A 15,642-nucleotide genomic window follows, 5' to 3' on the forward strand; every position below is an offset into this window, starting at 1 on the left:
TTCTGGCAAGGATGTAAAGTTCGTCGTTTTGGTTAAGAAGCTTTACTTTCACTTCTGAGCGCACCTGCTCCCAGGATTTATCCAGAAATGATTTTTCTAGCTTGCTTAACCTGCCTTTGGGGGTGCCGACAAGATAGGACACCGGTTGTTCGGAGTCTCTCATGTCAGCAAGAACGTTTTCGGTAGGAATCCCTCGGTCCATCACCCATGTTCTGTTTGCCTTGCCATATTGTTTTTCGATTGCCGCAAGGAAATCAGGCAATGTCGTTTTATCACTGGTGTTTCCATCCATGACTTCATAGGCCAGGGGAAAACCATCAGGTGTCACAATAAGGGCAATGACCACCTGAACACAATCTGGTCGCTTATCACGGCTGTACCCGAATTTTCTTTTTCCGCTCCCTGGCGGGTCGCACTCGAAATAAGTGCTGGTAAGGTCATACAGTAAAACATCGAATTTGATGTTGAACATTTCGTGCCAACGATTGGTGAGGAAGCTGAAAAAATCACGTTTGTGGTCAACAAGTTTATCCAGACATCGGTACAGCTTATCTTTTTGCACAAGCGCATCATCTTCTCCTAACAGATCGGCCATGGCGCTGTTGCGGAACCATTCACGGTGCAGGCGCCACTCACTGCCCGGAGATATAAGACGGTAGGTAACAAGAGTTTTTAAAACGTTGAGCCATTTTGTTCCTTTGCGGCTTACAGGTAGGCATTCAGACCAGAAAGAATCCAGCTGTAATTGATCCCATAACGAAATTCCCAGCCAGCAGCTTCCCCATTGCCTTGGCCTGTGCAGGGAAAGATCGCTCAAGCGAAGCTGAATTGTCTCACAGGCCAGTTCCGGGGCCTCACGATCATCGGGAAACAGAGCCAGTTGCGTGGCACGATTATGCTGATCGTCAAGGACATCTATAGCTTTACACCAGCCGACCTTTTGGCTGTCGTTGATCTCGCCAAGGTAAAGGACCTGCCGCTGACTGACTTTACCACTTGGCAATCTGCGATTTTCTACTATGGACCAATAGCGATGCTCTTTGCCATCCTTGAAACGTTTTTTTGCTCGTAAAAACATATCCTACTCTTGCCCAATATTATCAGCAAAGCAAGGGGGTAGGTCGGCACTACAAGCCTTTTTTGCATCCTGCTAACGCAACTTCAAGAGGTTACGCTTCAAAACAGGGCGAAAATAGTGAAATCGGAGGTCGAACTGCGAAAGTCGGGATAGCAGGGGGCAAGTTCGTTTTCCTCAAGTGAACGATTGGCAAGACCGGTGAGATTATAGTAAAAGGCAAGATAGTCGATCTTGTCTTCTGCCTGTTTAAGCTCAGTAATATCCTGGACAATACCGATGAGCAACGGTTCGGACTGTTGATCAGTATGAACAACCTCTCCCAGATTAAAAATAATCCGCTCACAACCATCCGGTAATACAATCCGATAATTTATACTGAAAGGCTGCTGCGTGGCACAGGCACTATCTAGTGTAAGCTTAACCCTGCTTCTCTCTTCATCTACTATACAATCAAAAAGCATCGCATAGGTACAAGGGTAACTGAGCCCAAAAATTTCCGGTGAAGGGCTGGTAAACTGAAAAGCCACTGAACCTATATTTTTTTCCCAATGGCCAAGGCGAGCAATGCCTTGGGCTTTAAACAGATTTTCCTGATTTTTTTTCAAATAGCTGTCAGGATGGATCGTTGACGAAAAGGTAAGCGCAGACTCCGTGGGGAGTTGGAGAACAATAACGCTGCTTTTTCAGGTTGTTAAAACCCGTTTATGCACGTTATTTTTCAAGTAGAGACCAGGGGACCCGGTTGTACAACTGAACCACTCCAATTTACATCTAAAAAACGAAATTATGACCCCATCTGCATTTGCTTTGTATTTGCCTGGGCTTTTTGCCTATTTTCTCCATATCCGAGAGGTATTCCTCAGACCTATCCAGATAAAAGGATAATGCTTTGGCAAAATTCTTACCGACCAGCCCGTCCACAAACACCTGGCTAATTTCTTTCTGTCGTTTCAGAATCAGTTGCGATCTATAGAAAATCAACCACTCCTCTGCAGACATAGTATCATAAATAATGCTCAACGCCTTGTGTGCTCGAGGCTGATACATCCAAAAATACATCAGGTCCAGCGCATTGACAATAATCAGCCTTTCCTGATCCCTTGCCTCGTAGCTCAGTGTCTGTATCATCATCTTTGGAGATTGCAGTATTTCCAGCACATCTTCTTCTGGAAACTGGAGGTCAAGCCGAGAAAACACGCTGAAAAGTTGCAGTATCTTTGTTTGATAAGCTGCAAGACGTGCTCGAATATTGGTCTGCCTGTCTGCCAAGCCTTCAATAACTGCCGCTACACAATCGGAAGCAAATTTAGAGATGATTGCAGCCCATTTCTGCAACGCTCCGGTCACATCCGGGACACCAGCTGCCTGAAGAAATATCGCGATACAGGTATTCAGCAAGACCGCAACTGGGATGGCTAAAATAGAGCGAAAAAAATTACCTATAGTGGCAGACTTGGGTAGCCCGCGCAGAGCATTGTGGCTGGAAATATAAATACCGTTAGCCAATCCCATCACCGCATAGAGCATAATGGGACTGGTCGCTGTGGTTATGCCAAACCCCTTATCAAGGAGCAGATTTTTGACAAGATAGTCGAGGAGCGGGACCGAAAAACCAGTGTAGAGCAGCGAGTCGGATATCCGACTCCAGCTGATAAGAGAATTCCAGGGAAGGAGAGGGGAGCGTCGCAGGCCACCTCCTCCGAGAACAGATTGTATGATATTGCGTGCCCCGGTGATACCAAACCAGATAAAAGCGCCAAAGTAAGCAAGCAGCCACCAGTCCTTGGTGAGGCTGAAGGTTAAAAAAGCAGGAATAAACCCAAGGAGCACTTTGAGGGTATTTTTTACGTTTGTATTTAAATATTTCCAGGGATTTTCCAGCCGCTCCTGCTTGGTGTTTGCTGCATTCAGCTCAAATTCATCCTCCGTTGTCCTGCCAAGGCCGCCAAGGGTAACAATATTCCCTGTCCGACCGGTGTGAACCTGAAACCCATCAAGCGTCCAATCGTCCCATTGTTGGCGATTTTTGCTGGTGAAAACCTGCAAGAGCCTGCTCAAACGAGTTTCTCTAGAAGCAAAGGAGTTACGGCTGTGCTTATTATGAGTTAACAGTGCACTGACGGGGATGTACCGCCGGTGTTGCCCTGCCACTGTAGCCATAGCCGCCTTCTTCCCCTTGGCTGGTAAGGTATCGATTACAACCAGCCCCATCCCGTATTGGTGTTCCCCTTGCCCTGTAGAGCCTGAACCGATTCGAGAGCCGAGTGTCCGCAGCTTATAATAGGAATGAAACTTTTCCAGATTGTAAAGAATATCGAGGAGCTCCTGCTTCCGCTGCTGCATCGAGTGAAGCTCTGGCGACTGCGTATCTGTTGCGGTCTTCTCTTCCTGAAAAATTTCCGCAGCTGCGTTCGCGCGTAACAATTCCTCTTCGTAATCCCAGATAATGCTACGTACCGCTCGCTTGAGCGCAATGACATTGTCGTCATTAAGTGCTCTTTGCAGTTCACCGGTGAGCTTATAGTAGTGCTCCGGACTTTTCAGATCAACCGCTTCCCCTTCGCTTTTACTCTGATCAGGAGGCTTACCCGACATCATGCCGTAGGTAGCATTTTTCAGATTATAGGCTTCAATATGGGTAATCATCCCAGCCCCGGCATAGAGCAATTCAAGGGTATCTTGCAGTGATAGATTGTTGATGTTTAATGTAAACTTTGAACTTGAATGCAATGATGCCAATTGGCTGAGCAGTGCATGGGGACCGAGTCGTAGTTGCTCAGGAAGATCCGGACAATCCTCTGGGTGTGCCGGGTCATGAATCGTCGGGTTACGTGAAGGAAGAAGATATTTATCGGTAATTGTCTGAACGTGGACCTCTCGAAATTTTTTGAGACGAGCCTTTAATCCTCTTTTTTCTTCTTCACCGAGATCTGGAGTGTTGAGCCTGTCTGATATTTCCACAAATGCCGGCTGTATCTGCTGCGCAAGCGTATTGTGGATAAATCGCGCCAGGTGCAACAACGACGGTTGCCCTGCCCCCACAAATGCCAGGAAATCTTCTTTTTTGCATGGCCTCAGTGACAATGACAGCTCAGCATTGAGATCATGCCGATGACGGGTGTTAAATGCTTCAAGAACCTCAAAAACATACTTTTGCTGATAAAGAGAGACTTGGCGCCCTTTTTCCATTAGCTGTTTTACGGCATCATCTTCAAGAAACTTCAACAGCGCACTGTTGTCCTGAAAGCCGTGGGGTTCCCACGTAAATCGAACATATTTGTCCCGAAACCGGGCAGACATCTCAATCCCAACCTGGACATTGAGGTCAAGGATTGCACTGGCCTCGATTAACTCCTCAACCACTTCAGAACGGACGTAGTTGTAATACACAACGGTGAGATAACGGATTCCTTTTATCCAGGCATCCATTACCAGATGGGTGGGTGATTTTCGCCCCTTGGTGTTGGCATCATGAACATGATCATCAAAAGCAAGCTGATTCCATTCTTCCGGCATTTCAAGGAGGTGGTACTTGGCGAGTTCAGCGCGAACTTTTCTTGGATTTCCCATTGAAACCATTCGGAAATCATGCGCCAATTTCAGCTGGTAGAGTTCATTGTTGTTGCTGCGCAGCAGTTCCTTCATTATTTGCAGCAGCACTCTGGCAGTGTTTTTATGGAAAAAGGTCGTAGAGGTGAGGGAAACTTCATCCCGGAGGGAGCGCAAGGCTATAAGACGATCACTTGCTTTCCCGGACTCGAATGAGCCGAGCAGGCCCGCAATGGCATAAGCAATGCGCAAACCTCTTGCAGCAGCCATTTCCTTTATTCCATGCGGATGCATGTGCTTGCCCAACAGTGAACGGAAAGCCTGCGATTGAGGGCCTCGTTCAAGCACATCTCTGACGATTTGCAGGAGTTGATAGTCGTTCTTATCAAAAAAAACTGCTGAAGGTCTCTTTTGCATAGTGAGCTGTACACATCCCCTGTTTATTGAACCGGGCAGTTCGGGTATTGATTGCACATTAAAAAGCAGCGCTTACATAAACATTTGCAATCGAAAAAAGACATTGTCAACTTTGCACGCAGTATGCTTATAAAAAAATGAGTTCCATTGCCACTCGAACATCTTTTTCAATCTCTTTATAAAGGTCTGAGCAGTCTTCGGCAGTTAATCCGGTGCGCTCCCATGCCGATGGATCGACACTCAACCCTGCCTCGTTAAACACCCCCTCCCCGTCTCCGGCCCTGGTCATCAGGAAACCAATGTGAACAAGAGCCGTTTCAAGTGGATACTGCTCTGCTTTGCCTGGATGGACATGTAGTTTGGTCGTTTCCTTAAGGCTTTCGGAAAGGTTCCATTGCTCCAGAAGGAGAGCACCCACTTGGGCGTAATCAAAACCAAGCAGCTCCTGCTCCATGTCGACAATAGTTTTTTCCGAATGTTTCAACTCCTGCGCCATCTTCCAATAAATATCAGGAATAGCCTGATAAATGAGGAGGTGCCCTATATCGCAGAGAAGTCCAGCCACAAACAGCCTTTCCTTGTCGCAGGATCCCTGTTGTCGGGCTAAGTGCCTGCAGGTAACAGCACAGTAAACACTGCGTCTCCAAAATTTCCCCACATCCATCACATCTTTAGAGATCCCTCTAAAGGCCTGCGCTATCGACGTCGCCAAGACGATATCATGCACCTGCTGTGAACCGAGCAAAATGATGGCACGACTAACAGTGTCCACCTGTTTATTAAGGCCATAGAGAGAGCTGTTGACAATACGCAGCAAGCGGAGCGTCATCGCAGGATCAAGGCTAATTACCGCCGCGACTTCCCCCATTGCATAATCCGGGTCGTCGAGAAGAGATTTCAGGCGCAAATAAACGTCAGGCAAAGAGAAAAGCTGTGCCGTTTTTATAACATCCTTCAATGCTGTATTCATTTTTCCCCCGTGACATTTCTTTACTGAAATTTCCCGCTTTTTTAGTAGCAGTAGTTTTCGATCAGACTCCGGCAAGGAAAGGTTGCTCGCAATATACTGATATTACCACACATTTTTTTCAACGTTTTTTTATCAAAACACAGCTCTTTCTCTACAAAACTAAAGGGTAACTCACGGGGTTAATAACTCTTTAATTTACTATACCTAAAACCCGCAACTGCTTACAGGAGTCTCCCTGTTTCCTGATATCCCAGATGCTGTCTGGGATTTGTCATCTGGTTGTAACAATTTCGCACAAGGTATCAGGATAATCTGAGGAGCAAGGGCTTATAAGACCCTACACAGCTTCTTGTTTATTCTTGAGATTCAAGGCACAGCTACTAATTTCGACGATTTAGCGCTTATGTAAACCAAACCAACGTGCATCACCAAAGCTTCAGTTGCCGTTCATTGATTTTTGCCTGTTTCTCTTCCTTCTTCTTTCGCTTCTTTTCCGCAATTTCACGGTTTATTTCGGCTCGCCGCTCTTTTCTGAGCCGCTCTTTGTCTTCCTGTTCCTGCTGCTTCCGGGCCATGAACTCTTCAATTTCCCGGGACTCCTCCTCGTCACCGATTTCTATAACAATTTCCCTGGAAACAGCATCGATCATTCTTTTAGGCAGCACAAACCCACCAGGTAACTCGACAAATGAACAGGTCTCTACTATCTCCTGGGTACAGCAATCCTTATCACCGATACTGATATTCAATGCTTTTTCAATGACAGTTGCCTTGTTCCCGGTCGTGGTCTTCTTGGTATTAAAAAAATCACAGATTATGTCTGATGTAAGGAAATCATCACTGGCCTTATCAAACAGGAAATTTGACCTGGCAATCACATACACGATGGCTGCGGCCCATATTTCTCTTTTGCCCCTGGTAATATCCAGCTTGCGGCTACGACCTAATTTATTGCATAACCTGAGAGCACACTCGGCTAATTCTTCGTTCAAGTACTCTGCACTGAACGACTCTACCAGGCCAATAATTTCCTTTAATTGTATCTTTTTCATAACGATTAACGGCTATTTTTTTCAAACTGGTTATTTTCTGCCTCTGCCAATGGTAAAATAAAGGTAATAACCAACACGATAGCACACTTACCATACAACGCCATTGACCAATGAGTTTTTTTACTCTCGCCTCAAAGGGGCTTACGACAGCGGAAGCGAGTAAATTTACTGAGAACCTCTAGCAACAGGTGGAGGTTGTGGTTTCAATATTGCTCATGCCGCGTAGCATTAGGTTATATCAGACTGCTTAAACTTGTCATAGATCGCAGGGCGTGTTTACTATTGCATCACGGTTACTATCTCCAAAAAAATATATTCGAACAAATCATCCTACCCCACCATGAAAAAAACAAAAAACTACGGATTGGTCTACTCCACCGACAAAGGGCGCATGTGCCCGCAATGCGGACATCCTGAAAAGCAATGCTGTTGCAGCAAGCAAAAAAGCTCACCGCCGGGCGACGGGCAAATTCGGGTGAGCAGGCAGACAAAGGGCCGCAAGGGTGCCGGAGTCAGCATCATCAGCGGTATTGCCTTGGATGATGCTGCTCTGAAAAAGCTGGCCAAACAACTCAAACAAAAATGCGGCTCCGGCGGCACTGCGAAAAACGGCATCATCGAAATCCAGGGAGACCACCGCCAGACACTGGTCGATGCGTTGAACAAACTCGGTTACAAGGCAAAACTGGCCGGCGGTTAAGCAAAGTACCCTACCTGCTCACGATCAGGCAGGAAAACAGGCTACGTAAGGTGGGATAAGCGTGGCACATCCACCAATGGCAGGCACCGGATTGAGCTGCATAGATGCATTGCACTTATCCACCCTGTCATAGCTATAAACCTGACACCGCCTGAACTAATGAGAAAACCGGGCTAAACAATTACATCCCTTTCTCAGGCGAACTGACATGCCCATATGCAGATGCAGGAATCGGCTCTACATCGGAGGAGCCAGGGGTTTTCCACAGTAACTGCAAGGTGGCGGTGCCTTTTCGTTGAAAATACTCAATCACCACCGGGTACCAACCGGGATGATTGATCAAAACCTGCGCCATCTCGGTCAATCGATCTGAGTGTTGTTTGGGATCGCTGAGCACCTGCACTCCGTCGAGTTGCATAATGATGCCATCGTTGGACATGGCCTGCAAGCTGTACTCCCCTGGCTCTGCAAACAACAGGTAGCCCTGCAAACGCATGCCGACTCCTTGTTTGGCACCGCTGGCAAAGACCTCTCCCCTGCCGAATGTATGATTAAGCTCAAGGATCGCTTCACCACGGAAAGAAGGATATTTTGCTGAAGACCCTTGCGGCAGTTTTTTCAGATCACGTTGAAAAAAATCCAGGTAATACAGAGGGAGCAGACCCGGCACGATTTTCTCTGCTACCTTTTGGTCGGGGGTTATGCCTGTGATCTTCACCAAGCTTTCTGCTGATGCTGCATTAGCAGCAAAACTGCTTTGAGTAAAAAACAGACACCAAACAATGAGCCAGATGCTCATCATGTTTTTTTTCTTGCATGCATCTACCATCATGTTTCCCCCTCTTCCACGGCATCCTGACTTTTCAAAAATGCCTGAACAATTTTAATTTCGCCATAGCTGACGTCATTGCCCAATGCTTCTTTCACTTCTCGAAACGTTCTCCCGCCTTCCAGCTGCAGTGCCTTTTCTATCTGCTCGCACTTATCCTCTGCAACCAATCTGTTGACCGCAATCTTTCCCTCTCCCACCCAAAAAGCCAGGTGCCCTTCTATGGTTGACCTAGTCAGGGAGCGTTTTTCGGCGATTTCCTTAATCGTTAACCCTTGCTCAAAAAGAGCCAGGGTCTGGTCTCTGGTCGTGCCCGACCGCTTCTCGGTTTTTATTGGCTCCGGCTTTGCAGGAAGAACAACCTCACTAATACCATGCTCCTTGCGATAGTCACTGATCAATGTGACCAGTTCTTCGCCGTATCGCTCTGCCAACTTGTTGCCAATCCCTTTGATTGCCTTCAAATCAGTGATGATAATCGGTAAGTGAACGGCAATCTGTACCAGGGTTTTTTGATGCAGAACCTGGTAGGCAGCTAATCCTTCTTCAGCTGCCTTCTGCGTCCGCCACTGCTTGAGTTTTTCGAACAACTCCGGATGTGCCACATCATTTTCCAAATAAAGCGATGCATCCTTCTGCTTTTTCCGGGGAGGAGCTTTTACAGCAGCCGTTGATATACTTCGCAGGTATTGCTGGGGAGAGAAACCATCCCGGCAGGACTGTACAGCCGCCAATTTTTCAGCCCCGATGCTGTCCAATTGTTTCAGGATCTTGGTTACGCTTTTCTGAATTTCCTTACTATCCGTCTCAATACTTACCTGCTGAAAAGGGGTAACAAGCAGGGTGACAAGTTTTTCGTCAAAATAGCCCGACGCTTTATTGAGTCTTTCCAGGATGACCGGATCCTGTTCAGGCAGGCAGCCTTCCTTAAAAAAGCCTTCCAACTGGCGTTGAAAATTATCGCCAACAGTACAGATTTCATCCCATATTGGCTGACACATTCCCAGCACGTCTTCCGCACCCTTCACGACAATGCTTGTTCGAAATTTACCTACCATACTGACAAAACGATGCAGTACGGAACGTAGAGGTCGAAAATTGAAACACTCCAACAGCAGCCGCTGTTGATACCTGTTTTTTTCAACTTCCAGCTGCTGTTGCGTAGGCTGCTCTTCCCTTGCCTGCCGGACAAAATGTAATACTGCAGCATCGGTCTGTATATTTTTGGCACCAAGGGGCGAGCTGAGAACCACACCTTCCAGGGTCCGACAACGGCTCAGCGCCACATAGACCTGGCCATGGGTAAAGGCGGCCTGAGCATCGATAATCGCTCTTTCAAAGGTAAGGCCCTGGCTCTTGTGGATGGTAATTGCCCAGGCAAGCCGCAGCGGATGCTGGCTGAAGGAGCCTTTCTTTTTTTCCCGGACCTCGCCCTCTTCCACATCCAGGGTATATTCGATATTTTCCCACACTGAAGGTTTAATAATAATCGGCTCCATATCGCCGGGGCACTGCACTGTTATTTCATCGTTATCCATCGCAACAATGCGACCGATCTTGCCGTTATAAAAACGTTTCTCAGGTGTTGGGTCGTTGCGGATAAACATCACCTGCGCATCCTTCTTTAAATCCAGGCTTGCAGCAGTGGGGAAGGAATGTTCTGGAAAATCCCCTTCGATTTCCGCAGTAAAAGAAGACGCTTTACCGGGTAATGTTTCCAGTCGAACTTCATTGATACGGTCAGCCTGTCGATTATGGGTACAGAGGGTAATATAGTCGTTGCCATCTGCTGTCTGGAAATCAGGCTGATACCGTTTATTCAACTCCTCCTGTGCTGCCGGATCGAGATTGTTGTCACGGACCTTATTCAGCAAATCAATAAAATGATCATCTGACTGGCGATATATTTTCTTCAATTCAATGGTGATAAATGCAGTGGAACGTAGGCTGTTACTGCTGAAAAAATAAGGTGATTCATAATATTGATCAAGAATGGTCCTATCGCTCTCCTTGACCACCGGAGCCAATTGCTGCAGATCGCCGATCGCCAGTAACTGTACCCCGCCAAATGGTGCTTCGTTACGACGGTAACGTCGCAATACAGAATCAACAGCATCCAGCATGTCAGCCCGCACCATGCTTATCTCATCGATAATCAACAGATCAAGACTCTTGATGATATTCTGTTTTTCTCGACTAAACCTATGCCTGCTGCTCTGGTTGTATCCTTCGCTGCCGGGCACGTACGGTCCAAAGGGGAGTTGAAAAAAAGAGTGAAGCGTGACCCCGCCGGCATTAATTGCCGCCACGCCTGTCGGTGCCGTAACGATCAGCCTTTTGGGGCAGGTTTGTTTAATATTTTTTAAAAAAGTCGTTTTACCTGTTCCAGCCTTACCGGTCAAAAAAAGGTTAGTCCCTGTAGACTGAACAAAGGCGTCGGCAAGCTCCAGCTCTAAATTACCACTTTTCATATTGTAAAATTATCTCCACTTGTACCACTATGGTTGTCAACCCGAATTTCTGATAAACATTTTATCATTTTTTGAAAAAAATAATAATTCCAGACTCAGCGTTCACTTTCCATGCATTGCGTGAGCCTTCGCCCCGGAAAGCCCCTTTCCCTTAAAGCCTACCCTACCAATATAACCTGTATTTTCACTTAACCATCTATGAGTGTGATGAACTTTTCACGGACTCATCACTTTTTAAACAGAAAAAATACTTTACTGCTCGGTTCACAATGAATAAATAGGGGATGAATCGTCAAAAAATCACATATTCCGATTAAGGAGTTGTCCGAAAACAAGTTGCACAGCTCCTAACCCGGAGTTCTCATCAATAAAGTTTTTCGCAGGGCAAGGCACAAGCCGCGCAGCAGGTAAGCGCAGACTCCGGTAGTAAACTACCGCAAGTGGTTTGTAACGTAGATCCTGCGGAAAAATCTATTGACCCGAAGGGTGAACTTTTTGATTGAAAACGAAAAACAGATTATTAATTGTTCAATTATTTTTTGAGAAATAATATCAAATAATTGAACTTGAAATCAAAAAGTTCATGAGAAATTCGGGCTAAGCAGGCACTGCCTACAATACACAACGTGCCGGACTTCACTTTACTCCATTTGCATTTAAACATAGTTAGTCGCTGACCGCGCTTGAAAAGGAAACCAGATCATGGGATCAGTCGTTACACAGCTTTACAGAAAAATAGATACCACCTTTGCCCACTGTTATAATGTGGAATCCACCCGGCCAATGTCAGATGACGAGTTGCACAAGCTACGCCTGATTCTCGCTGATGGCTTTCTCGTCAAAACAGTTTCCCTTGAGCCCGTGCTCAAAGGGGAGCGGGTTGTTGAAATCGGTCCCCGGCTTAACTTTGCTACTGCCTGGTCGTCAAATATGGTCTCCATATGTCAAGCGGTTGATCTTACCTGCGTTACCAGGGTCGAACGTTCCCGGCGATATGTGGTGCCCGAAGGAGAAGATCTGCAGCAATTTATTGATGCACACCATGACCGTATGACCGAGTGTGTTTATCCCGAGCCACTCAACACTTTTGAAACAGGCATCATGCCAGAGCCGGTGTATGAGATAGACCTGAAAAGTAAAGGCCCTGACGGACTGCTTGAAATACCAGGCATCTCCATGGATGAATGGGATCGTAACTTTTATTATGATTATTTTGTCACCAAGCATGACCGCAACCCGACCATTGTTGAAATAATGGACCTCAATAATGCCAACTCTGAGCATTCCCGGCACGGGTTTTTCAGGGGCAAACAAATTATTGACGGCGTTGAACAGGACAAGACACTCTTTGATATGGTCACCGACACCCTGGAAGCCAATCCCAAGGGCAGTATTATTGCGTTTAAGGATAACTCCAGTGTTATTACCGGTCATCCGGTTACAACGCTCCACCCACAGGTACCGGGAGAGCCATCACCCCTGACAGAGGTGAATGTTCGCTATCACCCGCTGCTCACCGCTGAAACCCATAATTTCCCCACCGGTGTGGCACCTTTTCCCGGCGCGGAAACCGGCACAGGAGGAAGGATTCGCGACGTTCAGGGGACAGGCAAAGGCGGCTTTGTCATGGCTGGAACTGCCGGCTACTGTGTAGCCAACCTCCATATCCCTGGCTACCCACTGGAGTGGGAACAGTCCTACCCCTGTCCGGACAACCTTGCCCCAGCCCTGGACATCGAAATAGAAGCCAGCAACGGGGCATCGGACTACGGAAATAAATTCGGAGAACCTCTCATCCAGGGATTCACCCGATCCTTTGACCTGCGGCTTGATGATGGTCAGCGCTGGGGTTTTCTGAAGCCGATCATGTTCACCGCCGGTGTTGGTCAGATCGATGACTGTCAGACAGAAAAAGATGAAGCCAGGCCGGGAATGCTGATCGTCCAGGTCGGCGGACCAGCCTACAGGGTCGGCTTTGGGGGCGGTGCGGCCTCGAGTATGCTCCAGGGAGAAAATGCCTCTGATCTGGATTTTGACGCTGTCCAGCGTGGTGATGCGGAAATGGAACAAAAGATGAACCGCGTGATCCGCGCCTGTAACGAGATGGGCGACAAAACCCTGATCGATGTTATTCACGATCAGGGAGCCGGCGGCCCGGCAAACGTGCTCAAGGAATTGGTTGAGCACTCCGGCGGCAAGGTCGATATTCGCAAAGTCCATGTTGGTGACCCCACCATGTCGGTGCTTGAAATCTATGTGGCCGAGTACCAGGAACGCACCGGTTTTTTGATCAGCCCGGAAAATATTGATCACTTTCAGCGGATTTGCGACCGGGAAAAGGTAGGTTGCGAAGTCCTGGGAGAAGTGACGGGAGATCTCCGCTTTGTTGTCCATGATTCACAAGACAACACGACCCCGGTGGACATTGAGCTCAACGAACTCCTGGGCAATATCCCACAAAAAGAGTTTACCGATTCCCGCTACCAGCCTGCGTTGCAGCCACTCACCTTTCCGGAATCACTCACGGTTCGCGATGCACTCCACAAGGTGCTCAGATTGGTATCCGTTGGTTCCAAGCGTTTTCTGACCAACAAGGTCGACCGTGCTGTTACCGGACTGATTGCCAGACAGCAGTGCTGCGGGCCTCTGCAGCTGCCTGTAAGTAATGTCGCGGTGGTTGCGCAAAGCCACTTTGGCCTGACCGGAATTGCCACTGCCATTGGCGAGCAGCCGATTAAGATGCTGGTTGATCCGGCTGCCGGAGCACGGATGGCGGTCGGTGAATCCTTAACCAACCTGGTGTGGGCACAGATCGATGACCCTGAGCAGATTAAATGCTCCGCCAACTGGATGTGGGCTCCCAAGCTTGAAGGAGAAGGTGCGGCCATGAATGATGCTGTCAAGGCCATGCGGGACGCCATGATAGCTGTCGGCATGGCGGTTGACGGCGGCAAGGACAGTCTTTCCATGGCAACCATGGTGGGTGACGAGATCGTTAAATCCCCGAGGGAACTGGTCATCTCTGCCTATGCTTCGATGAGCGATATCCGCCGAGTGATTACGCCGGACGTCAAACAGCCTGGAAGCACGTTGGTCCTGATTGATCTCTCCGGAAACCAGCAACGCCTTGGCGGCAGTTCGCTGGCCCAGGTCCTGGGTAGTGTTGGTAATGAAGTACCTGATATGGACGATCCGGCATTGGTCAAAAACGGGTTTGCGGCTATTCAGGAGTGCATTGACAAGGACCTCATTCTCTCCGGCCATGACCGGAGTGACGGCGGCTTGATTACCACAGTGCTGGAAATGGCCTTTGCCGGTAATTGCGGACTGCAGTTGGAACTGCCTGATACGACCTCGCCATTGGAACACCTTTTTAACGAAGAACTCGGTCTGGTGGTTGAATGCCCGGAGGCATCCCTGGCAAAGCTTATGGAGCTGTTAAACAAGAGAAATGTAGCGGCAACTGTCTTGGGGAAAACCACAGCAGACAAGACCATTACCATCTCTTGCAACAATGTAGCTGTCCTTGAGGAAAAAATGCAGCTGCTCCGGCAGTGGTGGGAGGAGACCAGTTATCAGTTGGAACGACTCCAGATTAATCCGGATTGTGCGGACCAGGAAAAAGAAAGCAGCTATGACCGAAAAGGTCCTGTCTATAACCTGCCCTTCTCCCCTGTTCCCACTCCTGATGCACTGCTCAGCAAGGCCAACAAACCCAAGGTGGCTATTCTCAGGGATGAGGGATCAAACTCTGACCGGGAGATGAGTTCCGCCTTCCATGCCGCAGGGTTTGAGCCGTGGGATATTTGCATGAATGATCTGCTTGAAGGTCGTGTCACGTTGGATGATTTTCGCGGCTTGGCAGCTGTCGGCGGTTTTTCCTATGCCGATGTGCCGGAAAGTGCCAAGGGATGGGCAGCAACCATTCTCTTTAACGAACAGATGAAGGAACAATTTCAGCAATTTTATGACCGCCCAGATACCTTTACCCTGGGGATCTGTAATGGTTGCCAGCTGTTTGCACTTCTGGGCTGGGTGCCCTTCCAGGGACTTGCCCCTGAAAATCAACCTCGTTTTATCCACAATACATCAGGCAGGTTTGAATCACGCTGGACAACGGTCAAGGTACTGCCAAGCAAGGCGATCATGCTCAAGGGCATGGAAGAGCTTGTCTTTGGTATTCATGTGGATCATGGTGAAGGGCGTCTCCACTTTCCGGACCAGCAGGTTCTGGACAACGTTAAACAAGACAACCTGATACCGGTGGTGTATGTCGATGATGCAGGGCAGGCAACCGAAGTGTATCCTTTCAATCCTAACGGGTCACCTGGTGGTTTTGGCGGCCTATGCTCCCCGGATGGCCGACACCTGGCAATGATGCCACACCCGGAACGAGTCTTTTTACCGTGGCAGGCCCATTGGCTGCCTGCGGAGATGAACGAGCTCCAGGTTTCTCCATGGCTACAGATGTTTCAAAATGCCTATGCCTGGTGCATGGAAGGCACCGACAAATAGAAAAACAAAGAGACTAAGGGCAGGCTGCTTGAAATGCCTGCCTTGCCTGTTCACTAAGGAG

Annotated in this window: 9 protein-coding genes; 2 read left to right on the forward strand and 7 right to left on the reverse strand. The window is 48.1% G+C overall.

The window, feature by feature from the left end:
- From JWH17_RS05900 to JWH17_RS05920, 5 genes are all read right to left on the reverse strand, one after another.
- A partial coding sequence (locus tag JWH17_RS05900) for an IS1634 family transposase (RefSeq protein WP_205221664.1) occupies positions 1-1,078 on the reverse strand: 1,078 nt, incomplete at its 3' end.
- 98 nt (positions 1,079-1,176) lie between these two features.
- Positions 1,177-1,683, reverse strand: coding sequence for a PAS domain-containing protein (locus JWH17_RS05905; protein WP_205221665.1), 507 nt, complete (start codon positions 1,681-1,683; stop codon positions 1,177-1,179).
- A 166-nt stretch (positions 1,684-1,849) separates the two neighbouring features.
- Positions 1,850-5,044: a hypothetical protein gene (locus JWH17_RS05910; RefSeq protein ID WP_205221666.1), complete on the reverse strand. Its 3,195-nt coding sequence runs from the start codon at positions 5,042-5,044 to the stop codon at positions 1,850-1,852.
- Positions 5,045-5,171: 127 nt separating this feature from the next.
- Entirely contained in the window at positions 5,172-6,014 is an 843-nt protein-coding gene (locus tag JWH17_RS05915; protein WP_205221667.1) for an HDOD domain-containing protein, read from the reverse strand.
- A gap of 425 nt (positions 6,015-6,439) precedes the next feature.
- Positions 6,440-7,066, reverse strand: a complete 627-nt coding sequence (locus JWH17_RS05920; RefSeq protein WP_205221668.1) for a DUF6398 domain-containing protein — start codon at positions 7,064-7,066, stop codon at positions 6,440-6,442.
- A 340-nt stretch (positions 7,067-7,406) separates the two neighbouring features.
- On the opposite strand from JWH17_RS05920, the gene JWH17_RS05925 reads away from it, so the two are divergent.
- The gene (locus JWH17_RS05925; protein WP_205221669.1) at positions 7,407-7,766 is read left to right on the forward strand and encodes a translation initiation factor Sui1; all 360 of its coding nucleotides are present in this window, start codon (positions 7,407-7,409) and stop codon (positions 7,764-7,766) included.
- Positions 7,767-7,947: 181 nt separating this feature from the next.
- On the opposite strand, the gene JWH17_RS05930 is transcribed toward JWH17_RS05925, so the two are convergent.
- Positions 7,948-8,598 (reverse strand): PA14 domain-containing protein, encoded by a 651-nt coding sequence (locus JWH17_RS05930; RefSeq protein WP_205221670.1) that lies wholly within the window; start codon positions 8,596-8,598, stop codon positions 7,948-7,950.
- Positions 8,595-11,066, reverse strand: coding sequence for a helix-turn-helix domain-containing protein (locus JWH17_RS05935; RefSeq protein ID WP_205221671.1), 2,472 nt, complete (start codon positions 11,064-11,066; stop codon positions 8,595-8,597). The genes JWH17_RS05930 and JWH17_RS05935 overlap by 4 nt, the downstream gene beginning before the upstream one ends.
- 702 nt (positions 11,067-11,768) lie before the next feature.
- Between JWH17_RS05935 and purL the strand changes: the two genes are divergently transcribed.
- Positions 11,769-15,581: a phosphoribosylformylglycinamidine synthase gene (purL, locus tag JWH17_RS05940; protein WP_205221672.1), complete on the forward strand. Its 3,813-nt coding sequence runs from the start codon at positions 11,769-11,771 to the stop codon at positions 15,579-15,581.
- Positions 15,582-15,642 lie beyond the last annotated feature (61 nt).

The organism is Desulfogranum marinum (assembly GCF_016918565.1).
Taxonomy (GTDB): Bacteria; Desulfobacterota; Desulfobulbia; order Desulfobulbales; family Desulfobulbaceae; genus Desulfogranum; species Desulfogranum marinum.

Excerpts from the sequence above, each read along its gene's own strand:
- JWH17_RS05910 (WP_205221666.1), bottom strand. The coding sequence starts at position 5,044 with ATGCAAAAGAGACCTTCAGCAGTTTTTTTTGATAAGAACGACTATCAA.
- JWH17_RS05915 (WP_205221667.1), bottom strand. The coding sequence starts at position 6,014 with ATGAATACAGCATTGAAGGATGTTATAAAAACGGCACAGCTTTTCTCT.
- JWH17_RS05920 (WP_205221668.1), bottom strand. The coding sequence starts at position 7,066 with ATGAAAAAGATACAATTAAAGGAAATTATTGGCCTGGTAGAGTCGTTC.
- JWH17_RS05925 (WP_205221669.1), top strand. The coding sequence starts at position 7,407 with ATGAAAAAAACAAAAAACTACGGATTGGTCTACTCCACCGACAAAGGG.
- JWH17_RS05930 (WP_205221670.1), bottom strand. The coding sequence starts at position 8,598 with ATGATGGTAGATGCATGCAAGAAAAAAAACATGATGAGCATCTGGCTC.
- JWH17_RS05935 (WP_205221671.1), bottom strand. The coding sequence starts at position 11,066 with ATGAAAAGTGGTAATTTAGAGCTGGAGCTTGCCGACGCCTTTGTTCAG.
- purL (WP_205221672.1), top strand. The coding sequence starts at position 11,769 with ATGGGATCAGTCGTTACACAGCTTTACAGAAAAATAGATACCACCTTT.